The sequence below is a fragment of the Xylophilus sp. Leaf220 genome (genome assembly GCF_001421705.1).
Classification (GTDB): domain Bacteria; phylum Pseudomonadota; class Gammaproteobacteria; order Burkholderiales; family Burkholderiaceae_C; genus Xylophilus.
This window is the reverse complement of record NZ_LMKO01000026.1, coordinates 271,042-292,656: the sequence shown is the minus strand read 5'-3', so window position 1 is coordinate 292,656 and position 21,615 is coordinate 271,042. Positions and strand designations below refer to the sequence as shown.

Annotated in this window: 26 protein-coding genes; 7 read left to right on the top strand and 19 right to left on the bottom strand. The window is 68.1% G+C overall.

What is annotated here, in order from left to right; genetic code table 11:
- Positions 1 to 235 precede the first annotated feature (235 nt).
- Positions 236 to 1,060, top strand: a complete 825-nt coding sequence (locus ASE76_RS18600) for an undecaprenyl-diphosphate phosphatase (RefSeq protein ID WP_055843040.1) — start codon at positions 236 to 238, stop codon at positions 1,058 to 1,060.
- A 21-nt stretch (positions 1,061 to 1,081) separates the two neighbouring features.
- Here ASE76_RS18600 and arfB read toward each other — a convergent pair whose 3' ends face one another.
- Positions 1,082 to 1,495, bottom strand: a complete 414-nt coding sequence (gene arfB, locus ASE76_RS18595) for an alternative ribosome rescue aminoacyl-tRNA hydrolase ArfB (protein ID WP_055843038.1) — start codon at positions 1,493 to 1,495, stop codon at positions 1,082 to 1,084.
- Positions 1,496 to 1,530: 35 nt separating this feature from the next.
- On the bottom strand, positions 1,531 to 2,058 hold the full coding sequence (locus ASE76_RS18590; RefSeq protein WP_201781886.1) for a hypothetical protein: 528 nt from the start codon (positions 2,056 to 2,058) through the stop codon (positions 1,531 to 1,533).
- A 122-nt stretch (positions 2,059 to 2,180) separates the two neighbouring features.
- Between ASE76_RS18590 and ASE76_RS18585 the strand changes: the two genes are divergently transcribed.
- The gene (locus ASE76_RS18585; protein ID WP_055843036.1) at positions 2,181 to 3,878 is read left to right on the top strand and encodes a diguanylate cyclase; all 1,698 of its coding nucleotides are present in this window, start codon (positions 2,181 to 2,183) and stop codon (positions 3,876 to 3,878) included.
- A 39-nt stretch (positions 3,879 to 3,917) separates the two neighbouring features.
- Here ASE76_RS18585 and ASE76_RS18580 read toward each other — a convergent pair whose 3' ends face one another.
- The 3 genes from ASE76_RS18580 to mutS form a co-directional block, all read right to left on the bottom strand.
- Positions 3,918 to 4,757 (bottom strand): alpha/beta hydrolase, encoded by an 840-nt coding sequence (locus ASE76_RS18580; protein WP_055843034.1) that lies wholly within the window; start codon positions 4,755 to 4,757, stop codon positions 3,918 to 3,920.
- A gap of 28 nt (positions 4,758 to 4,785) precedes the next feature.
- Positions 4,786 to 5,613: a proteasome-type protease gene (locus tag ASE76_RS18575; RefSeq protein WP_055843032.1), complete on the bottom strand. Its 828-nt coding sequence runs from the start codon at positions 5,611 to 5,613 to the stop codon at positions 4,786 to 4,788.
- 503 nt (positions 5,614 to 6,116) lie between these two features.
- On the bottom strand, positions 6,117 to 8,735 hold the full coding sequence (gene mutS, locus ASE76_RS18570) for a DNA mismatch repair protein MutS (RefSeq protein ID WP_369793421.1): 2,619 nt from the start codon (positions 8,733 to 8,735) through the stop codon (positions 6,117 to 6,119).
- A 238-nt stretch (positions 8,736 to 8,973) separates the two neighbouring features.
- On the opposite strand from mutS, the gene ASE76_RS18565 reads away from it, so the two are divergent.
- Positions 8,974 to 10,245: an integrase family protein gene (locus tag ASE76_RS18565; RefSeq protein ID WP_055843029.1), complete on the top strand. Its 1,272-nt coding sequence runs from the start codon at positions 8,974 to 8,976 to the stop codon at positions 10,243 to 10,245.
- Here the strand turns inward: ASE76_RS18565 and ASE76_RS21490 are convergent.
- The 10 genes from ASE76_RS21490 to ASE76_RS18540 all read right to left on the bottom strand — a co-directional run bounded on the left by ASE76_RS21490 (position 10,199) and on the right by ASE76_RS18540 (position 15,603).
- Positions 10,199 to 10,459, bottom strand: coding sequence for a helix-turn-helix domain-containing protein (locus ASE76_RS21490; protein ID WP_082448724.1), 261 nt, complete (start codon positions 10,457 to 10,459; stop codon positions 10,199 to 10,201). The two genes, ASE76_RS18565 and ASE76_RS21490, sit on opposite strands and share 47 nt — an antisense overlap.
- A 100-nt stretch (positions 10,460 to 10,559) precedes the next feature.
- A complete protein-coding gene (locus tag ASE76_RS20245) occupies positions 10,560 to 11,306 on the bottom strand; it encodes a hypothetical protein (RefSeq protein WP_201781885.1) in 747 nt (248 codons plus the stop codon).
- Entirely contained in the window at positions 11,303 to 13,564 is a 2,262-nt protein-coding gene (locus tag ASE76_RS18560; RefSeq protein WP_055843026.1) for a ParB/RepB/Spo0J family partition protein, read from the bottom strand. The genes ASE76_RS20245 and ASE76_RS18560 overlap by 4 nt, the downstream gene beginning before the upstream one ends.
- A complete protein-coding gene (locus tag ASE76_RS20760) occupies positions 13,561 to 13,815 on the bottom strand; it encodes a hypothetical protein (protein ID WP_156362903.1) in 255 nt (84 codons plus the stop codon). The genes ASE76_RS18560 and ASE76_RS20760 overlap by 4 nt, the downstream gene beginning before the upstream one ends.
- The gene (locus ASE76_RS18555; protein WP_055843024.1) at positions 13,812 to 14,399 is read right to left on the bottom strand and encodes a hypothetical protein; all 588 of its coding nucleotides are present in this window, start codon (positions 14,397 to 14,399) and stop codon (positions 13,812 to 13,814) included. The genes ASE76_RS20760 and ASE76_RS18555 overlap by 4 nt, the downstream gene beginning before the upstream one ends.
- Positions 14,387 to 14,572: a hypothetical protein gene (locus ASE76_RS18550; protein WP_055843022.1), complete on the bottom strand. Its 186-nt coding sequence runs from the start codon at positions 14,570 to 14,572 to the stop codon at positions 14,387 to 14,389. The genes ASE76_RS18555 and ASE76_RS18550 overlap by 13 nt, the downstream gene beginning before the upstream one ends.
- A gap of 4 nt (positions 14,573 to 14,576) precedes the next feature.
- Positions 14,577 to 14,960, bottom strand: coding sequence for a hypothetical protein (locus tag ASE76_RS18545; RefSeq protein ID WP_055843021.1), 384 nt, complete (start codon positions 14,958 to 14,960; stop codon positions 14,577 to 14,579).
- Between the two features lie 13 nt (positions 14,961 to 14,973).
- On the bottom strand, positions 14,974 to 15,123 hold the full coding sequence (locus tag ASE76_RS20755) for a hypothetical protein (RefSeq protein ID WP_156362901.1): 150 nt from the start codon (positions 15,121 to 15,123) through the stop codon (positions 14,974 to 14,976).
- Positions 15,113 to 15,268, bottom strand: coding sequence for a hypothetical protein (locus ASE76_RS20750; RefSeq protein WP_156362899.1), 156 nt, complete (start codon positions 15,266 to 15,268; stop codon positions 15,113 to 15,115). The genes ASE76_RS20755 and ASE76_RS20750 overlap by 11 nt, the downstream gene beginning before the upstream one ends.
- Positions 15,265 to 15,603: a molybdopterin-guanine dinucleotide biosynthesis protein MobB gene (locus tag ASE76_RS18540; protein ID WP_055843018.1), complete on the bottom strand. Its 339-nt coding sequence runs from the start codon at positions 15,601 to 15,603 to the stop codon at positions 15,265 to 15,267. Before ASE76_RS18540 ends, ASE76_RS20750 begins: the two co-directional genes overlap by 4 nt.
- Between ASE76_RS18540 and ASE76_RS18535 the strand changes: the two genes are divergently transcribed.
- On the top strand, positions 15,602 to 15,916 hold the full coding sequence (locus ASE76_RS18535; RefSeq protein WP_055843016.1) for a hypothetical protein: 315 nt from the start codon (positions 15,602 to 15,604) through the stop codon (positions 15,914 to 15,916). The two genes, ASE76_RS18540 and ASE76_RS18535, sit on opposite strands and share 2 nt — an antisense overlap.
- A gap of 13 nt (positions 15,917 to 15,929) precedes the next feature.
- Here the strand turns inward: ASE76_RS18535 and ASE76_RS18530 are convergent, their stop codons facing one another.
- The 4 genes from ASE76_RS18530 to ASE76_RS18515 all read right to left on the bottom strand — a co-directional run bounded on the left by ASE76_RS18530 (position 15,930) and on the right by ASE76_RS18515 (position 17,614).
- Positions 15,930 to 16,298: a hypothetical protein gene (locus tag ASE76_RS18530; RefSeq protein ID WP_055843014.1), complete on the bottom strand. Its 369-nt coding sequence runs from the start codon at positions 16,296 to 16,298 to the stop codon at positions 15,930 to 15,932.
- Complete coding sequence (locus tag ASE76_RS18525) at positions 16,295 to 16,597, bottom strand: hypothetical protein (protein ID WP_055843012.1); 303 nt, start codon at positions 16,595 to 16,597, stop codon at positions 16,295 to 16,297. The genes ASE76_RS18530 and ASE76_RS18525 overlap by 4 nt, the downstream gene beginning before the upstream one ends.
- An 8-nt stretch (positions 16,598 to 16,605) precedes the next feature.
- Positions 16,606 to 16,803, bottom strand: coding sequence for a hypothetical protein (locus ASE76_RS18520; RefSeq protein WP_055843011.1), 198 nt, complete (start codon positions 16,801 to 16,803; stop codon positions 16,606 to 16,608).
- 94 nt (positions 16,804 to 16,897) lie between these two features.
- Positions 16,898 to 17,614 (bottom strand): S24 family peptidase, encoded by a 717-nt coding sequence (locus tag ASE76_RS18515; protein ID WP_082448723.1) that lies wholly within the window; start codon positions 17,612 to 17,614, stop codon positions 16,898 to 16,900.
- A gap of 564 nt (positions 17,615 to 18,178) precedes the next feature.
- Between ASE76_RS18515 and ASE76_RS18510 the strand changes: the two genes are divergently transcribed.
- The 3 genes from ASE76_RS18510 (at position 18,179) to ASE76_RS18500 (ending at position 21,585) form a co-directional block, all read left to right on the top strand.
- The gene (locus tag ASE76_RS18510) at positions 18,179 to 18,664 is read left to right on the top strand and encodes a phage regulatory CII family protein (protein ID WP_082448731.1); all 486 of its coding nucleotides are present in this window, start codon (positions 18,179 to 18,181) and stop codon (positions 18,662 to 18,664) included.
- Complete coding sequence (locus ASE76_RS18505; RefSeq protein ID WP_055843005.1) at positions 18,661 to 18,903, top strand: hypothetical protein; 243 nt, start codon at positions 18,661 to 18,663, stop codon at positions 18,901 to 18,903. The genes ASE76_RS18510 and ASE76_RS18505 overlap by 4 nt, the downstream gene beginning before the upstream one ends.
- Positions 18,904 to 19,014: 111 nt before the next feature.
- The gene (locus tag ASE76_RS18500) at positions 19,015 to 21,585 is read left to right on the top strand and encodes a VapE domain-containing protein (protein WP_168389274.1); all 2,571 of its coding nucleotides are present in this window, start codon (positions 19,015 to 19,017) and stop codon (positions 21,583 to 21,585) included.
- The last annotated feature ends 30 nt before the right edge of the window (positions 21,586 to 21,615 follow it).

The window sequence follows — 21,615 nt, the reverse complement described above, 5'->3', positions numbered from 1 at the left end:
TTGCAAGAAAACAGGTACTGGCAAAACCATATCTTGCAAATCCCGCGCCCATCAACCCGAAGAACTACGAACCAGATCAACGGCTTGCGGGTTGTTCAGGGCGGACTATTGAAGTTATAGCAAACCGGTTTGCAGGCCGGTGGGTTGTGGCGACTTGCCCGCTGCCGACAGAGGCTGCCCGCCGCGTGCAGTAGTACGCTGGCGATAATCGCGGGCTGTTCTAGGAGCCACCCGTTTGGATACCGTTCTACTGGCCAAGGCCGCCGCCATGGGGGTCGTCGAAGGCCTCACCGAATTCCTGCCGATCTCCTCGACCGGCCACCTGATCCTGGCTGGCGCGCTGCTCGGCTTCGACGACGAGAAGGCCAAGGTGTTCGACATCGCCATCCAGACCGGCGCCATCTTCGCGGTGATCCTCGTCTACTGGCAGAAGCTGCGCGAGACGCTGGTCGCGCTGCCGCACCAGCGCCAGGCGCAGCGCTTCGCGCTCAACGTGCTGATCGGCTTTTTGCCGGCGGTGGTGCTGGGCCTGCTGTTCGGCAAGGCGATCAAGGAGCATTTGTTCACCCCGGTGGTGGTGGCGACCACCTTCATCCTGGGCGGCTTCGTGATCCTGTGGGCCGAGCGCCGGCCGCCCAGCGCCACCCGCATCGCCTCGGTCGACGAGATGACGCCGCTCGACGCGCTGAAGGTCGGCCTGGTGCAGTGCCTGGCGATGGTGCCCGGCACCAGCCGCAGCGGCGCGACGATCATCGGCGGCATGCTGCTGGGCCTCTCGCGCAAGGCGGCGACCGATTTCTCGTTCTTCCTGGCGATCCCGACCCTGGTCGGCGCCGGTGCCTACAGCCTCTACAAGGAGCGTGCGCTGCTGACGGTGGCCGACGTGCCGATGTTCGCGGTGGGCCTGCTGTTCTCCTTCGTCAGCGCCTGGGTCTGCGTGCGCTGGCTGCTGCGCTACATCGCCAGCCACAGCTTCGTGCCCTTCGCCTGGTACCGGATCGCCTTCGGCATCGTGGTGCTGGCGACCGCCTGGAGCGGCCTGGTCGTCTGGGCGGACTGAGCCGCCGCGGCGCGCAGGCGCCTAGTCGCCGCCCGACACCCGCCCGCGCAGCTGCTTGACCTTGCTGCGGGTGGATTTGCCGTCCAGCCGCCGCAATTGCGATCCGTAGCTGGGCTTGGTGGCCTTGCGGCGCTTGGGCAGCACCGCCACGCTGTCGACCAAAGCCTGCAGCCGGGCGATGGCGTCGGCGCGGTTCTGCTCCTGGCTGCGGGTGGTCTGGGCCTTGATGACGACCACGCCCTCGGCGGTGATGCGCTGGTCGGACAGGGCCAGCAGCCGCGCCTTGATCTCGTCGGGCAAGGACGAGGCGGGGACCGAGAAGCGCAGGTGGATCGCGCTAGAGACCTTGTTGACGTTCTGCCCGCCCGCTCCCTGGGCCCGGATCGCGCTGAACTCGATCTCGTCTTCCCGCACCGGCACCAGCGGGTCAGCCACGGTCGGCCTCTGCGCTGGAAGGGGCGACGACGGCGTCAGCGCGGCCGGGCATAGCCGCTGTCGATCCAGGCGATCGCGCTGGCACGGGTCAACCGGAAACCGGGCGACACGCGGGCATGGCCCTGTTCGTCGCCGGCTTCGTCGTAGGCGCGCAGTTCGGCCCTGGGGTTGTCCTCGTCGGGGGTGATGTCGAGCGTGACGCGCATCCGCTGGCCGGCCGGGCCGGCCTCGACCTCGATCTCGCGGTGCAACTGGGCCTGCAGCTGCTGCTCGTGGCGGCGCAGCACCTCGGAGGCGGTCTTGACCAGGGTCGAGAAGGCGGAGGTGTCGAGCGGTTTCGGGTTCTTCTTGTCGCGGCCCATCGTCCACGGGCCGACCAGGGCCGGCTCCGACTGGCCGTGCTGGGTCATCGACACGGCCCAGCCGTCGTCGTCCTCGTTCTTGATGACCTGGGCCGTCCAGCCGTTGGCGCGCCAGCGGCGGGCCTCCTGCACCGGCGCGTCGCCGTCGTCCTCGCCGGGGGTGGAGGACGGGTCGTGGTCGGCGGCGGAAAGAGAGGTCATGGAGGCGGGAAAGAGGGTGCGGGCAGCGGGGCGGGTGGCGCGGCAGGCGCCGCGGCCGGGCCTGCGATTCTCGCCGACTTCCCCCCTGGGCAGCGGCGGGGGGCTGCTCCTAGAATGCCGCCATGGTCGATCCCACCCCCGCGCCGCCGGCGCCCAGCCTGAAGGTCCAGCTCACGCTGGTGTTCGGCACGCTGGTGGTGCTGGCGTCGGTGGTGCTGACCTTCGGTCTGGGCGAGATGCTCCGCGGCCGGGTGCGGGCCGATGCCGGGCGCTCGCTGGTGTTCGTGGCGTCCAACGCGTCGCAGGTGCTGGCCGCGGGCCTGCAGGCCAATGCGGACATCGTGTCCAACCTGGTCGGGCGGCCCGAGCTGTGGCAGGGCGGGCTGGCGTCGCCGCAGGTCCGGCAGGCGGTCGACATGATCCACGCGGCGCAGCCCGCGACGATGTGGGTGGGCGTGGCCGATGCGAACGGCACGGTGCAGTCGGCGCTCGGCGGCCTGCTCGAAGGCCAGAGCGTGCGCGAGCGGCCATGGTTCCAGCAGGGCCGCGAGCAGCTCTTCGTGGGCGACCTGCACCCGGCCAAGCTGCTCGCGTCGCTGCTGCCGCCGCAGGCCAGCGGCGAGCCGCTGCGCTTCCTGGACTATGCCGGGCCGGTGGTGGTCGACGGCCGGCGCATCGGCGTGCTGGGCGTCCACGCGAGCTGGTCCTGGGCGGCCGACATCATCGGGACGGTACTGCCGGCCGAGGCGCGAGACCTGGGCATCGAGATCTTCATCTTCAACCAGGCCGGCAACCTGATCTACGCCCCGGCCGGCCAGAGCGAGAAGCTGGCCGACGCCGGCGTCCGCCTGCCGCCGATCCCGCCCGGCAGCGTGGGGGCGACGGTCGTGCCGTGGTACGACGGCGTCGCCTACCTCACCGCGGCGGTGAAGCTGGCGGCCCGGGCACCGGTGAGCGACCTGGGCTGGACCATCGTCGCGCGCGAGCCGGCCGACCGGGCCTTTCTGGAGGTCAAGGACGCTACCCGGCAGGCGCTGGCCATCGGCCTGCTGACCGCCCTGATCGGCTCGCTGCTGGCCGGCCTGGCCGCCCACCGGCTCAGCACCGACGTGAACCGCATGGCACGCGCGGCCCGCGACCTGGAGGCCGGCGTGCCCAACGCGCGGATCCCGCGCACCGCCCGCAGCGCCGAATTGCAGACCCTGGCCGATGCGCTGGGCAGCATGACCCAGCGGCTGGTGAGTGCCCGCGAGGCGTTGGAGGACCAGGTGCGCGAGCGCACCCTGGCCCTGGAGGCCGCCAACGCCGAACTGGGCCGCCAGGCGCAGACCGATGCGCTCACCGGCCTGCTCAACCGCCGCGCGTTCGATCCGCTGCTGGAGCGCACGCTGGCCGACGCCCGCCGCAACCACCGGCCGCTCAGCATCCTGATGATCGACGCCGACCACTTCAAGCGGGTCAACGACGCCTTCGGCCACGGCGTGGGCGACGAGGTGCTGCGGATGCTGGCCGGCGTCCTGCGGCTGCGGCTGCGGGCGACCGACGTGGTGGCGCGCTTCGGCGGCGAGGAGTTCGTGGTGCTGCTGCCCGAAACCGGTATCGAGGACGGGCTGCGCACCGCCCGCGAACTGGTCGAGACCATCGCCGCCCAGCACCACCCGGTCTACGGCACCATCACGGTCAGCATCGGCGTATCGACCTGCGTCGACGGCACCACCCGGGCTGCAGACCTGCTGCGCCATGCCGACGAGGCGCTCTACCGCGCCAAGGACCAGGGCCGCAACCGGGCCTGTGGCTACGAGCCGGCGGCGCGGGGCTGAGGCGGCTGCACGGCAGCCGCTCGCTCGGGCCGCCGGCGCCTAGGCGGCGCGCCTGGCGGCAGCGGGGGCCAGTGCCTGCAACGCGGTGGCGATGGCGGCGGCGGTCGCGGCCGGTTTCTCCATCGGGAACAGGTGGCTGCCGTCCAGCATGGTGATCCGGCCCTCGGTGACCCGCCGGGTCAGCGCCAGTCCCACCTGCCGCAGCTCGGCCGAGCGGGTGCCGCCGATGAAGGCGACGGGGCACGGCGGCGGATGGCGGCGCAGCAGGCCGGGCAGGTTGTGCGGCAGGGCGTTGTAGATCGCGGTCTCCACCGCGGGTTCGAAGGCGAGGCCGCGGCCGCCATCGTCCACGTCGACCGTGCCGTGCGCCAGGTAGTCGGCCAGCACCGGCGGGTCCCAGGCGGCGAACATCGGCTTGGCGGAGAAATGCGCGGTGGCCTGCTCCAGGCTCTCCCACCGGTTGCGGCGGCGCCGGCTGATCGCGCCCGGCCCGACCGACCTGACGGTACCGGTCGTCTTGACCATCTGCACCAGGGCCGCACGCCAGCCGCTCAGCAGGGGCGAATCGAGCAGCAGCACGCCGTCGATGGCACGGCCTGCCGGGCGCGGGTGCCGGCAGGCGGTCATCAGGCTCAGGAACCCGCCGAGCGAATGGCCGACGTAGTACACCGGCCCGGGATGGTCGCGCACCGCCCGCTCGGCAAAGTCGGCCAGTTGCCGGACCAGGTGCGGCCAGTTGTCGGTGACCGGGTAGGCCGGGTCGTGGCCGAAGCGCTCGACCGCGGCGATGTCGAAACCCTGTGCCCGCAAGTGGCCGAACAGCACGCCGTAGGTCCCCGCCGGGTAGCTGTTGGCATGCGAGAAGACGATCAGCGGCATGGCGGCGGCCTGCGGAACGGGCAGGTGGCTAGATCAGCTTCTCGTTCGGGTTGGTCAGCTTCTTGAGCGGCTTGGTGCGGCCGTCGGGTTGCTTGAGCGGCACATCGGTGCTGCTGTCGTCCCACACCGGCTGCTCCAGGCTGTCGAACACCTCGCGCAGCTTCTGGCCCCAGCTGTCGTGCAGCATGCGGAAGTACGGGTTGTCCTGGTCGATCGCCACGATCTTGTCGGTGCGCAGGGTGTTGGCCTCGTACACCACCAGGTCGAGCGGCAGGCCGACCGAGAGGTTCGACTTGAGGGTCGAGTCCATCGACACCAGCGCGCACTTGGCGGCCTCGTCGAGCGGCGTCTCGGGGGTGATGACCCGGTCGAGCACCGGCTTGCCGTACTTGGATTCGCCGATCTGGAAATACTGGGTCTCAGGCGTGGCCTCGATGAAGTTGCCGGCCGAGTAGACCTGGAACAGCCGCATGCCTTCACCGCGGATCTGGCCGCCGAAGATGAGCGATACGTTGAAGTCGACGCCCGCGTGCTGCAGCGCCTCGGCGTCGCGCTCGTAGACGTGGCGCACCGCCTGGCCCAGGACGCGGGCCGCATCGAACATGCTGGTGGCGTTCCAGATGGTGATCGGCTCGCTGTCTTCGCTTTCCTTCAGCTGCTCGATCTGCAGGATCTCGCGGACGGACTGCGAAATGCTGAGGTTGCCGGCCGAGAGCAGCATCATGCAGCGGTCGCCGGGCTTCTCGTAGACGATCATTTTCCGGAAGGTGCTGATCTGGTCCAGGCCGGCGTTGGTGCGGGAATCGGTCAGGAAGACGAGGCCGGCGTTGAGCTTGATGGCGACGCAATAGGTCATGGGGAGTCTGGTCGGGGCAAAGGGGGAGTTTAGTGCGGGTCGGTTGCGAGGGCGTGAAAGAAGGGCGTTCGTGTTTTTTTGGGGCGTTGTCTGGGGCTCGGGCTCGGGTTCGGGGGTGGTGGGGGCGGGAGCGGGGGGGCTCATACGTCCTACGGACTCTTTGAAATCGCCCCCGGCGTCCACCCCGCTCCCGCTTTTCGTTGAAGCGCGAATGCTGAGAGGAGGATTGTTGGTTGCAGGGGAGCAGCAAGGGCGTACCAGCCGACGCGGCATGCAACGGCACCATCCCCGCAACGACGCGTGCAACGCCGTCGCTGTTCCGTCGGCGTAGGCGTGGGTGGGGCGGGAGTCCGCCGCGATTTCAAAAAGCCCGTAGGGCGTATGAGCGGCGGGCTCCCGCCCCACCCGCGCCGGCCTCCCAACAAGACACTGCGGCCCCGGTTCCCGGCCCCGCCCCGTTCCCGTTCCAGGCCCCGGTCCGAATCCAGAGCTACGACAAAAATTCAACGATGCTCCCGCACCGCGATCTTCTTCAACCGGTACAGCGCCTCCAGCGCCTCCCGCGGGCTCAGCGCATCCGGGTCGATCCCGTGCAGCGCAGTCTCCAGCGCATCCATCGCCGCGCTCTCGGGCAGATCGGGCGGCGCGGCGAACAGATCCACCTGCACCTGCCCCGCGGTGGCCTTTTCCTCCAGCGCCGCCAGCGCCTGCCGCGCATGCTGCAGCACGATCGACGGCATGCCCGCCAGCCGGGCCACCTGGATGCCGTAACTGCGGCTGGCCGGCCCCGGCTGGATCTCGTGCAGGAACACGATGCCGCCGCCGCCCTTGGGGCTGCCCGGCGTTTCGGCCGCGCTCACGTGCACGTTGATCGCGCCGTGGTGCTGCGCCGGGAACTCCGTCAGCTCGAAATAGTGCGTCGCGAACAGGGCGAAGCACTGCGCCTTGTCGTGCAGGTGGGCGGCGATGCCGGCCGCCAGGGCCAGGCCGTCGAAGGTGCTGGTGCCACGGCCGATCTCGTCCATCAGCACCAGGCTGTGCCGGGTGGCGGTGTGCAGGATCTGCGCCGCCTCGGTCATCTCCAGCATGAAGGTCGACTGGGCGTTGGCCAGGTCGTCGGCCGCGCCGATGCGGGTGTGGATCGCGTCGATCGGCCCCAGGCGGCAGTGGGCGGCCGGCACGTAGCTGCCGACTGAGGCCAGCAGCACGATCAGCGCCACCTGGCGCATGTAGGTCGATTTGCCGCCCATGTTGGGGCCGGTGATCACCTGCATCCGCTGCTTGGCGCCCAGGCGCGTGTCGTTGGCGATGAAGTTGCCGGCGCCCCCCGGCGCGCCGTAGCCTTCGGCCAGCCGCGCCTCGACCACCGGATGGCGGCCGGCCTCGATCTCGATGCAGGGCTCCTTGGCGAAGGTGGGGGGGCACCAGCCCAGCGTGAGGGAGCGCTCGGCCAGCGCGCAGAGCGCATCGACCGTCGCCAGCGCCTTGGCCGCCCGGCCCAGCGCCGGCACGTGGGGCTGCAGCGCGTCGAGCACCTGCTCGTACAAAAATTTTTCGCGCGACAGGGCGCGGTCTTGCGCGGAGAGCGCCTTGTCCTCGAACGCCTTGAGTTCGGGCGTGATGAAGCGCTCTGCGTTCTTCAGCGTCTGGCGGCGGCGGTAGTCGTCGGGTACCTTGTCGAGCTGGCCGGTGGTCACCTCAATGTAGAAGCCGTGCACCCGGTTGAACTGCACCCGCAGGTTGGCGATGCCGGTGCGGGTCTTCTCGCGGGTCTCCAGGTCCAGCAGGAAGCCGTCGCAGTTCTCCTGGATGGCGCGCAGCTCGTCCAACTCGGCGTCGAAGCCGGTGGCGATCACGCCGCCATCGCGCACTAGGGCGGCCGGCTCGGGCAGCAGGGCGCGGTGCAACAGGCCGATCGCCTCGGCCGGCGGGTGCAGATCCTCGGAGATCAGATCGAAAAGTGCCGCCAGCCCGGACAGTGCCTCGACCAGGCGCTCTGATTTTTGTAGCGAATGGCCGAGCGCGACCAACTCGCGGGGCCGCACCTGGCGCAGGGCGGTGCGGGCGGTGATCCGCTCCACATCGCTGGTGCCCTTCATTTGCTCGCGCAGCCGGCCGAACGGGCCGTTGCCGTGCTGGCCGCGCAGGGCGCCGATGGCGTCCAGCCGCCGCTGCGCCTGCCGGCGCTCGCGCTGCGGCTCCAGCAGCCAGCTGCGCAGGGCCCGGCTGCCCATCGCGGTCATGCAGGTGTCGAGCAGCGAGAACAGCGTGGGCGCGTCTTCGCCGCGCAGCGTCTTCACCAGCTCCAGGTTGCGGCGGGTGAGGGTGGGCAGCTCGATCAGTTCGTCGTCGCGCTGCACCCGCAGCGTCTTGACGTGCGACAGCGCCCGGCCCTGGGTGTGCTCGGCGAACGCCAGCAGCGCGGCGGCGGCGGCGTGCGCATGGACGAGGGTGTCGGCGTTCCAGGCCGAGAGGCTGCTCGCGCCCAGTTGCTCCAGCAGCCGGTTCTGGCCCAGCGTGGCGTCGAACTGCCACTCGGGCCGGGCCGTCAGCGCGTAGGGCGTGTTGCGCCTCAGGGCCTGCAGGCGCTGCGCGATGGCACTGGCCGCGTCGGCGCTGTAGAGCAGCTCGCTGGGCGCGATGCGCGCCAGCCAGCTCTCCAGCGCATCGGGCGTGCATTCGGCCAGCTGCATCTCGCCCTGGGTGACCGAGAGCCACGCCAGCCCGATGGTGTTGCGCAGCCCGTGGTGCACCGCGAGCAGCACCGATTCGGACTTGTCGCCCAGCAGCTCGGCATCGGTCAGGGTGCCGGGCGTCACCACCCGCACCACCTTGCGCTCCACCGGCCCCTTCGACGCGCCCACCTCGCCCACCTGCTCGCAGATCGCCACCGATTCGCCCAGCCGGATCAGCTTGCCCAGGTAGCCCTCCATCGCATGGAAGGGCACGCCGCACATCGCCACCGGATGCCCCGCCGACTGGCCGCGCCGGGTGAGGGTGATGTCGAGCAGCCGCGCGGCTTTTTCGGCGTCTTCCCAGAAGAGTTCGTAGAAATCCCCCATGCGGTAGAAGAGCAGGGTGGTGGGGAAGTCCTTCTTGAGGCCGAGGTACTGGGCCATCATCGGCGTGTGTTGTGAAAAATCTCCGCTGGTAAGTGCTTGATCTAAAACGGATGGCGAAGCTAACTCGCTGCTGGGCATGAAGATTTAAGCCGAAAGGCTTGATTGGGTTCGCGTTACTACGCTTCTGTGAACAGCACTACACTTCGCCCTTTGGCGTAGCTTTCGCAGCCTGATTTCACAGTAGTTACGCCGGGCGGCGTAATGGTCATCAGGGAAGTTACGCCGGTGAGGTTCACGCATGCAGTTCGACGCGCGGGCGGCAAAGCTATTGAAGCCTGGCGAACACATTATGGTGGAGGGCTCTCCGGGGCTGCGGCTGAAGGCGACTGCCACCAGGCGGACGTGGACATACCGCTATAAGTCGCCGGTCGATGGGCGAATGCGACAGATCGCGATCGGTGCATGGCCAGCCATGTCACTTGCATCCGCGGTTGTTGCCTGGGAAGCACTACGGCAGCGGCGGGACGACGGCGAAGATCCGGCCGTCGAACGTCGAGGAGCCAAAGCGGCCGCCGTGCTGCCGACGACGGCGTCGCGTCGTGACACCGTAAGGCAGGTGGTCGACGAATACCTAGAAGGGCACATTGATTCCCATCGCAAGCCCAAAGGCGCGGCAGAGGTGCGCAGGATGTTCGATGGCAACCTGGGCGACTTTGGCAAGTTGAAGGCGTCGGCGCTTACCCGGTCACAGGCGTTTGCGTTCCTCGAAAGCATTGCGAAGACACCCGTGCAGGCCGCGTATCTGCGCCAGGAGCTCGGTGCCGCCTGGGACTACGCACTCGATGCTGGGCGTTTGCCGGAGAGTGCTCCTAACTGGTGGCGCTTGATCATGCGTGGACGCCTGCGCAGCAAGGGTCGCAAGCTCCTCGGCGAATCTATCGGTACGGCAAAGCGCGTTTTGTCGCCGGCAGAAGTGGGGGAGCTGATTCGTTGGCTACCCAACTTCACGCAGTTGGGTGAGGATGCGCTGACCCTAATGCTGTGGACGGGTGCCCGTGGAGGGGAGGTCACCGCAATGCATGCCGATGAGATCCGCGAGGAGGTCGACGGCTTGTGGTGGACGGTGCCCAAAAACAAGACGAAGAATGCCCGGCACGAAAACGCAACAGATCTGCGAGTCCCCCTGGTCGGCCGGGCCCGGGCGGTAGTGCTGCGACGGCTTCAGGCCTATCCGGGCGGTTACGTCTTCCCCTCAAGAGGGAGATACGGCTACGTCGAGCAGAAGACCATTGGCGTGGCGGTCCACTGGCGTATGCCCTACAGCAACACTCAGCCGCAGTACCAGCGCGCCCGGCTGCCCGTAACGCGGTGGGCGCCGCATGATCTGCGCCGCACTGCCCGGACCCTGTTGGCGGCCATGGGGTGCCCCCAGGAGGTGGCCGAAGCGGTGCTGGGGCATATGCCGTCGGGCATCGTGGGCGTTTACAACCTGCACCGCTACGACGCCGAGCGGCGCGACTGGCTTACGCGTTTGGCCGAGAGGCTGGAGCAGATGGCGCAGCAGCCTTAGTCCGCCGGCTGCCCGTATTGGGAGGTGGTGGCAGGTCGGATACTGGGCGGCTCTCGGCCCACTCGTCCAGCTCGCGTACGAGGAACGCCGTGCGACGGCCCGACAGTAGGCGTGGCTGTGGCAAATTCTGCTGGCGGACGAGGCGCTCCAGGGTCGATTCGGAGATCGCCAGGTATTGAGCGGCGTCGCCTTTTTCAAGATAGGCCGGCTTCATGCTAAGACTCCTAGCAATGCCAGCTGCTGGCCGGCGGTGGGTGATTGGATGACGGTGCCGGCAGCGCTCGGCAGATGGTCGGTGGTGAGGGTTGCGCCCGTCATCGCTGGGGGTCCTTGGCGGCAGCACCAGTCAAACCGCAGGGCGTACCGCTGTTCGGGCAAGTTGGGCCGAAGTCGGCGCAGTCGCGGCATATGGGTCTTGTCAGCGGGGGCTGGGCCTTCTCGGCGGAAGCCCGCTGGGCGATGCTGATGAGCAGATCGCGGAACGGAGCTGGCGTGCCATTGCGGATCTTGGTCTTGTCCTTTCCGCCGACCAGCGCCATGCGGCCAACACGGCGCGCCTTTGCGTATCCGTAGCGCTCGACCATCGCTGGTGTCGGGCCGCTTTCGCTCGGGCCCCAAATCAGCTCAGGCAGGTCGGCTTGAACGACGCCGTACACCACCAGCCAAGTCCCCTTGCCCGCAAAGTGTCCGTAGTGGCCCTGCCAGACGCAGCAGGTCCATCCATCGAAAGTATCTGCACGCACCCATCCGCCCGCGGCCGGTGGGGGTGTCAGGCCGTAGTGCCGCCAAGCATGCGAGTCCTTCGGGTGTTCAATGACTCCCCCGTAGTTACGAGCAGCCGTGAGGGCTGAGGCAAAGCACCCCTGGTCTTCGCCCATGCGGAACTGGTGCGGCTTGCAAGGTGCGCCGTGCCAGTACCTTCCCCATCGCTGGCAAGGCGGATGCGCAACCACCGGATACGGGCCGGCGTAGCGCCGTGCGTCGCGCGCCTCGTCCCAGGCATCAACGTGTGGCAATCCGATGTAGGAGCCCTCAGGCTCGACATAAAGGGCAGCGATCATTCGGCAGCCTCCAGTTCCGATTCGTCAAAGCTGAGCGACTTCGCCATGCCGCCGTTGCGGCCGGTGATCGTGACCATGTAGGCCCGGTCGCCCATCCTGCTGGTCACGTTGCCCATGCGGCCGCGGTACTTGGCGCCCGGCCCGGTGGCGTTCGGCTTCACCTCTACCCGCTGGCCGGCCATGAAGCCCACGGCCAGGCCCATCTGGTGCTCCGCCGGCTTGTCGTCTTTGCTGGAGGCGCTGGCTGTTCCGCGCGCCGGTTTGTGGGGTGGAAAGGCCATGTTCCAGGCAGATTCGAGGTCGGCGGCAGCTGGCCCTGCTACCTCGGCAGAGGCAACCGCATCCGCGCGAAGACGCGGATGCCCCTCGTCGCTCTGTGCCGCGTCAGCGGCACCCGGATCTGCACCCTCGGCCGCCTGCAGCGCAGCGGCAATATCGCGAGCGGCTTCGGCCGCGGTGGCTTTGGGCTTAACGGCGCGCGCCGCAGGCGAGGTTTTCGCGGTGGGCTTCTTGGCTTTGGACCCGGTTTCAGGCTTGACCCCCGCACCCCCCGCCGCCGGCGCAGCAGGGGCGAGGGGTATGGATGCCTTCAGCAGCTTATCGGCGGCGCGCTGGGCCTTGGCTTTCGCCGCGTCCTTGATCTCCTTCTCCACCTCTTTGCGCAGCTGGGCCAGGTCGAGCTGCAGCGCGGCGCCGTTCGCGTCGATAGCGTCCGGCTTCTGGTGCTCGGGCCGCACATATTCCTGGTAGTGCAGGTGCGGAGCCATCGCCAACAGGCGCAGCACCGGCGCGATCTGGATGTGCGGCTGGCTCACGTACTCGACCAGTCCGGCCCGGGCGTCGACCGTGCCGACGTCGAGCAGCTGGGCGATGATCTTCGCCGGCTCGGCCGTCAGCGAACCGGCGATGCGGCCGGCCAGGATGCGCAGGATGCTGTCGGGGACCGGCTGGGCGGCGTTGTCGGCGACAGTCAGCGCCTGGGCGCACACCTCCACGGCCCGCTTACGCCAGGTGGTCTCGATCTTCTCGCCCATCCGCTCACGTTCGCGCCTGGCTTCCTCCTCTTTGCTGATACCTTGCTGGCGCTCCACGCTGCGGGCCGATGCACCCTCACCGGACAGCTTCAGCAGCTCGGATGCCGTGGCCACCGGCAGTACCTCCATCAGGGCGCCGTCGCGGTGCGGGTTCGCCACCAGCACCGGCACCACGCCCTGGGTCTGCAGCTCGACCTTGAGCAGCTTGCGCAGTGGCTCGTTGGTCGGCGAGTCGGCGACATCGTCCAGCCGCACATAGCCCTTCACCTTGTCGTAGCTGTGCGGCATCAGCTCTTTGGCTTCCTTGCCGGCGATGATGCGCTGGCCGCGGTCGTTGGCCGCCTTCAGCACCTGCGAATCGTGGGCCTCTTCCTTGCTGCGGAAGCAGGTGGGCAGCGTGCAGGTGTCTGCCGCCTTGACGTCGTTGAACAGATCCGGCGAGGCACCGGTGCGCAGTTCGCAGTCGGGGCAGGCCGGCCGACCTGGCACCAGGGTAGCGTCGGTGATCTTGAAGCGGGCCTTGTCCAGCCGCAGCATGAAGGTGCGCTGCACGTAGTCGGCAGCCTCCCTGTAGCCCATCGAATCGCCGCGGTAGTTGGCCTCGGCGATAACCTTGAGCGCCTGCAGCTGGAGCTTCTCGTCGGGGATGCGGGCGATCAGCAGGGCCTTGCTGGCGTCGATCTGGCCCTCGCGCAGCGCCTTGCGTGCGTCTTGGCAGAGGGCGGTCAGCTTCAGCCGGCCGTAGACATACGCCTTGCTCTTGCCGATCTTGATGGCGACCTGCTCGACAGTGCGGCCGGGCTGCTGCATGAGGCGTTCGTAGCCCTCGGCTTCCTCCAGCTCGCTCAGGTCGTCGCGCTGCAGGTTCTCCACGATCTGGATTTCGAGCACCTGGTCGTCAGTCAGCGGCCGGATCAGCGCAGGGATGTCGGCCACCTTGGCGATGCGACAGGCGCGCAGGCGGCGGGCACCGGAGACCAGCTCGTGCGTGGGCAGCGGCTCGCCGGTGCGGCGGAAGCCGAAGGTGTCCGCCAGGCGGTTTCCGGGCAGCGGCCGCACCAGGATCGGCTGGTGCACGCCGCCGTCGACGATGCTGTCGACCAGCTCCTGCAGCTTGACCTGGTCGAAGTGGGTGCGAGGGTTGGTCAGGCTCTCTTCGATTGCGCTGACGGCCAGCATGCGCATTTCAGCGTCGACGCCGGCGGGGAGGGTGGGGGTGCTCATGGAGCCTCCGTGATGGGGTTGCCGGCCAAGTCGGTGATGCGGCCGTCGCGGTAGCGCAGCGTGCTGCCGACGCGGCTGGGCATATCCAGCCCGACATCGCGTGCAGGTCGAACGCTGGTGGGGCGCAGCTCCGGGCCCGCATAGGTTGGGCGGGCGAAGATGTTTCGCGGATCGGCGCTGTCCACTGGGTGGAAGCGCGTGGGCCGCACCGGATTCGCGCCGATCGTGAAGGTGGGAGGCGTGGCGCTCATTTGCTCTTGCCTTCCTGCAAGCCCAGGTAGGTGCGCCATGGGACCTTGTGCCCGTCGACCAGGAAGCCCCAGGTGCCGCGCTTGCGCCAAGTGATGAACAGCGTGAACACGCCGCCTGGAGAGACGGTGCTGATGCGGTGGTACTGGCCGAACAGCAGCCGGCCCGAGTAGCCGGCGCTGCGGTGGAACAGCCCGCGCACGCCTTCGGGGCCGTCGCTCAGGCCGTCGACGCGCATGGCCTGCTGGGCGGTCAGCGCCGCCCACGGCCGTTCTTCCTCGTACCAGCCCCGCAGCACCACCGTGCGGGCGTTCCAGGGGTGGTCGTGCAGGTCCCGGTCCTGGTCAGCTCGGCAGATGTGGTGGATGCGCACGCTGGGAAGCCAGCTGAAGCGCGCCGGCAGCTGCTCGCCATCGGTGCCGCGGCCGTAGGGGTTGAACAGCCAGCCGCGGCGCATGTAGATCTCGCTGCCGTCGTCAGAGCGGATGTCGGTGTACGGTGTGCGCGATGCGCGCTCCACCAGGTAGGCGGCCACGGCCGGGCGCGACAGCAGGCGCGCGGCCAGTTGCCAGATCAGGTTTCGCATGTCTTCTCCTGGGATGCGGCCACGTCGGCGCGGGCCTGGTTGAACTCAGCGCAGAACGCGTGAGCGGCGTCGGAGCCGAAGGGGTAGGGGCACGCGGCATTGAGGTCGCTGTAGCGGGTAGCCGCTGCCTGCGCCTCGCGCTGAATACGCGCCAGGGGGATCACTTCGTCCATGGGGTCAGTGCGCCGGTACCGGCTTGATGGAATGGGCGTGGGAGAGCACCAGCTGCAAGCGGTGCACCGGGGCGATCGCCTCGGCCAGCACTCCACGGCGGAGTTGCGCAGCGCGGCCATCGGCCGCCGCCCGGTGGGTGAGGGGAAACACCTCCTCGACGTGCACCGTGTGTCCGCCAGGGCCCTCGTACAGCAGGTCGACCGACACCACGGCTGCCGTCTTGTGGTCGGGGCCGGTGCCCTGGATCTGCACCTTGGCGTCGGCGATCACGCGGCCGCGCAGCACGACGACTGCCGCCGTCATGTCTGGAAGGTTGGCCGGGTCCATGCCGAACAGATCCGGCTCGGGGGTGTGTGCAGACGTCTGCACGAGGGGGGTCGCAGGCATGGGTGGCCTCCGGTCAGTAGGGAAGGGGGGCGGCCATGCTCACCACCACCCCGCACACCAGAATGGCGACGACCAGCAGGTAGGCGATGGCGTGCACGGCCAGGCGCCGGCGGGGGCGGTGGGGGCCGTCGAGCTCGACGTAGGGGCGGGTGTCAATGCGCATGGCGCTCTCCAGCCCGCCGCAGCGGCGTGACCTGGGCTGCCCAGGCCCCCGGGTGCAGCCGGTCGGCATCCAGCGCGGCCTGGGCCTGGCTGGAGGCGATGGCGATGTACTGCAGGCCCGCCACGGTTATGCGGTAGGCGTTCATGCGGGCACCCTGCCCATCCGCTGCAGGATCATCTGCACGGCATGCGGCACCAGCGCCACGGAGTCGTAGTGCGTAGGGCCTGCGGGAATGCGCAAGTCGCTGCGCTGGCTATCCGGCGCGATGGTGTCCGGGGAGCTGTGCTCGATCAGCACTGCGTCCTGGCCGGCATGCATGGCCCGAACGTGCTCCGCGCTGCACCGGTGGAAATGGTGATGCTGCTCCTCTTCCAGCACCACCGTGCGCAGGCCTTGCCCTGCCAACTGCTGGACGATTTGAAGGCACAACGTAGACTTGCCGCATCCCTGTGGCCCGACGATATGGACGATTTGAACCATGGCTGAGCTCTCCTACATCGACAAGATGGAACTGCCGTACACGCTGCTGCTGGACCCGGTGAAGCGCCGCGCAGCGGCGTACAACGGGCGGCACATGCGCATCACGGAGACGGCCAGCGAGCAGCTGGTGGCATACGGGTTGGCCAACACGGTCAAGCGCGTGGCATACGACCCGGACATCCGCCGCTTAGCACCCGACAGGCACCCGGTGCCGGCCTGGGCCACGCCGGAGGTGCTGGCGCGTGCGGAATTGCTGTGGATCAGGACTGGCGGGCTGACGGACGCGGAGTGGCTGGCCATCCCAGACCGCTGATGGTGAGCGCGGCTCATGGACGCACCTCGAACAGCGTGCCGAAGTCGTCGGGGCGCATAGGGCGACGGCGGGTCGTCCATTCCTTGCCTTGCTGGTCGGTCGCTGCCTCGGCCACCAGCCAACAGCCGGCGCAGGAACCGTCGTGGTACAGAAACATGTCGATCTCGCGCGACTTGTCGTCTGACTCCATGGCGATGTAGCTATCGCTGGCTCGGACCATCTTCAACGGCCCGCCCGGCAGCACGATGGCATTCGCCGGCACCCGCTCCAGATGCGCCAGCAGCTCCGCGTGCATTTCGTTGGAGACCTTGACGGCCTCCTTACGGCCCTGCTCGACCAAGGCGGCGACCTGGGCCGCTGTGAAGGTGACAGCGCGCGTCATGGCCGCTCTCCCGCAGCGGTCAGGGCGTTTTGCGCGTCGATGACTAAGCGCGCAAGCGTCCCGCCTCCCACCCATCCCGCCTGGAGATCGAGGTCGGCCACATGGCGGGCCAGGTCGAGAAGCTGGCTGGCCGCAGACGCGGCGCGCTTCTTGTCGATCAGATAGCGCAGGTTGGCCAACTGGTCATCTACGCCGGGCTGGCTGGTGTCGCCCTCGAAGCCGAGCATGAAGCCCTCGGCGCGTCGGAGGATCTCCAGTTCGGTGTCCGCGCTATCGGCGGTGTGTGCAGACGTCTGCATCACGTGCCTCAGGCCTCGATGCGCTCGATGGAGTGCACGGGCAGGCCACTTTCCTTGTGCGCGGCAACCATGGCCGACGCGCCGTCAGTGGACTTGAGGTTGATCGATTCCAGACCGCCGACAGCGGCCAGGGTCTCGATGTTTTCCGGCAGGACGCCGGCGGGGATCAGGTGTGCGCGATAGGTGCGCGTTTGGCTAGACAACATTGCTTCTCCACCACGCCATAAGTGGCGCGTGGTGCAATGTTAAGCCGGCTAACTAAGTAGCGTCAAGTGCACTAACAGAATAAAGATTAGAGCGCTAAAGCCCCCCGTGTCCTGCTCTCTCTCGGACGCGCCCGATCACGGCGATCTGCTCTTGGACCAGTGCTGCGGGCAGCTCCTCATCCTGGGGCCGGTGGTCGGGGTTGTCGCTATGCAAAATCAAGCCGCCATCAAGGCGCTTGTAAACGCGCTTCATCTTGAGTTCGTCCCCGTAGCGAATCGCATACACACGGCCATCAATGATCTCGGTCTCGCCCATGTCGACCAGGGCCCTGTCGCCGTCGAACAAGGTAGGCGACATGCTGTTCCCCTTCACCTCGAATCGGCGGACCCTCGATGGATTCATGCCCTGCCCTGAGAACCAGGACAGGCGATAGGCAGCTGGCGGGGCGTCGTCTTGCACATCGTCCTCGATAAAGAATTGACCATCGCCAGCTGAGAAGCGGACTTTTGACTGGGGGATCAGCACCATCCCGTCAGGCAGCTCACCGTCTTCGTCAAAGGCTACGACAGCTTCGCCGCCCATCTCAGGCGACGCGGCGCGCGCAGGAGGTTGCCCTGTCGACCACCATGCGGCTCTATAGCCGGTCGCGGCTTCCAGATGGGCTGCGGTATCGGCCTTCAAGGTCTTCACGGCGCCACTGGCCCATTGGCTTGCGGCGCTGCTGGAAACGCGCGCTGCACGCGCAATGGCTGCCATGGACAGGTTCTGTTCCTGCATCACCTTGGCGATGCGATCTTTAAGCGTACTCATTAAGTGTATTTAATCACTTAGCGTAGTTAGTGCACTTGTCGAACGACATTAAGCCGGCTAACATGGCGCCATGGATAAAAAAGTCGCTATTGGTTTGCTTGGTGGTAGCGCTACAGCCGCTGCCGATTCCGTTGGCATTTCCCCGTCCGCGGTGTCTCTTTGGCCTGAGGTTCTTCCTCGCCGAATTGAAGACCGAGTGGTCGCGGCATGGGCGCGGAAGCAATACCCGGCGCAGCTGGCAGACGCGCTGCAACAAGTGCCGCTCACCGCCAAGGCGACAGCTCATGGCTAAGCCGGCAGAACCAATCGCGTGGCGCGCACCAGGATGTGCGGGCAGACACCCTTTCCCCCGCACTGCCGTCATATCCGGCGCACCTGTTTGAGATCTCGGTCCTCCTCCGTGGGCGTCGTGCGGGCAGGCACGGCGTTTTGGGTGCGCAGGGGCAGTGCGGGCTTTCTTTTCGGCAGTTTCTTTTTTCATCGGACCTCTTCCTCTTCTGACTGCAGTGTCGTTTGCAGGGTTGGGCAGGTCCATAACAACAGCGCCTGGGGGCAGTGATGGTGATGAGCGTTCTGGACGCCGCGTACAACGTTGGCGAGGACTACAAAGATGGCGGCACGGCCGGCCTGGCGCGGCGTATGGACCGCAACCCGACGACGTTGTCGCACGAGCTGCGCCGCACAGGCACCGCCAAGCTGGGCCTGCAGGACGCGGTCAAGATGACCGTGATGTCGGGCGACCTGCGCATCCTGCATGCGTTCGCCGGCAAGTGCGGCCAGATGTGCGTGCCGCTGCCGGAGGGGGCCGACATGGACGCCGACGACTGCATGCGCCGGCTAAGCGCCGCCAACTCCGCGTTCGGCAGGGTGGCGGCCGAGACCTGCGACGCCCTGGCAGACGGCACCATCACCGCGAACGAGGCGGCCCGGTACCGCCGGGGCATGGGTGAGCTGGTCACTGCCATGCATGCGCTCGACGCGGCGCTACATGCCCGCCAGGTGGCCAGCTCGGCCGCCGCCGGCTTTCCCGAGATCGGCGGTGCCGCATGAGGCCGGCCGGTGAAGTGCGCCAGGCGCTGCTGCAGGCAGCGGGCAGGCTGGCCACCGAGGAGCGCGCGCCTACCTTGGCCGAGTTGGCGGCAGAGGCAACGGTCGGCTACGAGGCCGCCATGAATACCGTGAAGAACATGGTGCGCGCCGGCGTGCTGCGGATCGCCCGCCAGCGCCCGGTCGATTACCGCAACCGGCCCGTGGCCGAGTACGTGCCGGCGGCATTCGCAGGGGCATGACCATCGCAACGCATCAAGCACCGGCGCTGCGGCCGGTATGCGCGGCTGTGCCCGCCAGGAGGCAACATGGCAGATAGTCGGCCTCCACTTCCACCCTTGGACTTCCGGGCCTTGGCCGAGGCCCTCTTGCCTCATGCCGAGACGCTGGTGCCCCAGTGGCTGCCCGGCGGCAAGACAACGGCCGGCGAGTACCGGGTCAGCAGCATCTGGCGGTCAGAGAACACGCCCAGCCTCAGCGTAAGGGTGTCCGGCGTCAATGCAGGCAAGTGGGCGGACTTCGGCGGAGACCAGAAGGGCAATGACCTGGTCAGCCTGTACGCGGCCATCCACGGCCTGGACAACGGCAAGGCGGCGCTGGAGCTCGCCCGGCAGCATGGCTTGGAATCGGTCGCCGGCGTGAAGAGCACGCCAGGCCCGGCCAGCGCGCCCCGCCCGCCGCCTGCACCCCTGCCGCCCGCACCGCCCTCGGCCACCCAGCACGACGGCGAGAAGTGGAACGTGATCACGCCGGTGCCGGCCCACGCGCCCGAACCCACCTTCTGGCACTTCTCCCGCAAAGAGACGCCGGCGCACATCGCTGCGTACCGGCGCGACGGCGACCTGTTCGGCTACGTGGTGCGCTTCATCAAGAGCGACGGCGGTAAAGAGACGCTGCCCCACACCTGGTGCACCAGCTCGCGTGACAACGGGAGCAAGTGGCATTGGAAGGTATGGGACGAGCCGCGGCCGCTGTACCTGCCCGGTGGTACGTCGCCCGGCACGCGCACGGTCGTCCTGGTCGAGGGCGAGGTCAAGGCCGACGTGCTGCAGGCCCTGCTCGATGCCGGCGCACCAGGCGTCTACGCGGTGGTCAGCTGGTCGGGCGGCTGCAAGGCCTGGAAGAAAGCCGAATGGTCCTGGCTGACAGGCTGCACCGTGCTGCTCTGGCCCGACTGCGACGGAAAGCGCGAGAAGCTGACCAAGGCAGAGGAGGCTGCCTGCCTGGATACGGAAGCGCTGGCGGTGGCCCGCGCTGCCAAGCCGCTGCTGCCCGCCGAGAAGCAGGGCGGCATGGCCGCGATGCTGGGCATCGGCGCAGTGCTGCGCGACACGCATGCCTGCAACGTGCAGCTGCTCCCGATCCCGCAGCCGCTCGAGGTGCCGGACGGCTGGGACTGCCGCGACGCGATAGAGACAGACGGCTGGGACTTCGACCGCGTGCTGCAGCTCTTCGCCGGCGCACGCGCGCTGCTGGGCACGGTCGCCGCGGCAGTACCGCCGCTGGCCGCCTCGTCTAAAAAAATCGAGGGTCCCGCTACCGCTGCAGACGGTGATGTCGCCGGCGACGAGCGCATGCCCTGGTGGCTGGCGCCGTACTGGGACGATAAGAAATCACGGTGGCACACCTCGCGCAAGCTGGTGATCACGGCCTTGACGCACGACATAGCGCTCGACGGCGTGCTGGGCTTGAACCAGCTGAGCAACAACATCGAGGCCCGCCGCCCCTGGCCCTGGCTGCACGGCAAGGCCGGCCCCATCACCAGCATCGTCGACCTGAAGCTGGGCGAGTACCTGAGCAAGACCTATGGGCTGCCCAGCATCCCGCGCGTGGCCCTGTCTGAGGCGATCGAGACGGTCGCGCACCGCAACCACTTCCACCCGGTGCAGGAGTATCTGCAGCGGCTGGCGCACGACGGGCGCACGCGTATCGATGACTGGCTGGTCTACGTCCTGGGCGAGACGCCGGACTCACTCGCGGCGCCGGTGCGTGAGTACCTGTCGCTGGTCGGCCGCTACCTGCTGCTTGGCATGGTCAAGCGGGTCATGGAGCCGGGCTGTAAGTTCGACTACTGCCCGGTGCTGGAAGGCCCGGGCGGCCTGGGCAAGAGCACGTTCGTGGAGACGCTGGCCGGCTCGGCGTTCTTTAGCGACACGCCATTCGATCCTGGCCGCGGCAAAGAGGGCCAGGAACAGGTGCAGGGCCTGTGGGTCTACGAGATCGCCGAGCTGGCCCACTTCGGCAAGGCTGAGATCGGGCTGATCAAGGCCTTCATCACCACCAAGGTCGACCGCTACCGGCCGAGCTACGGCCGCACGGTCGAGGCCTTCGAGCGGCAGTGCGTGCTGATGGGCACGACGAACGAGAAGACTTACCTGCGCGACCGCACCGGCAACCGCCGCTTCTGGCCGATCCCGGTGCGCAACCGCCTGAACATTCCGTGGTTGATCGAGCGCCGCGACCAGCTCTTCGCCGAGGCCTACGCGCTGTATGAGGCAGGTGAGGCGTACACGCCCACCCACCAGGACGAGCTGCGGCTCTTCGTGCCCATGCAGGAAAGCCGGCTGGTCGAGACGGCCGTGCTGAGCGAGATCCAGCACCTGCTAACCCGGCCGCCCGCGGGCACGCCGGAGACGATGACCGCCAAGGTCAACCAGCTCACCGAGTTCATCACGATCGCCCAGCTGGTGGCCGCACTCGGCACCGACGCCGCCAAGAGCAATGCGGGCCTGGAGTCCCAGGTGCGCAGCTGGATGGACCAGGAAGGCTGGCCGCGTGCCAAGCGCCAGATCCACGGCGTGCGGGCTTGGGGCTACGAGCGCCCGAAGGACTGGCCGCCGCAGGATGCGGCCGACCAGGTCGAGAAGATGGCCGGCACGCTGCCGGCCGCAGACACAGAGGAAGCCGACGATGCACCGTTCTGACCGCCAGGTCACGGTGCAGCAAACGCGCCG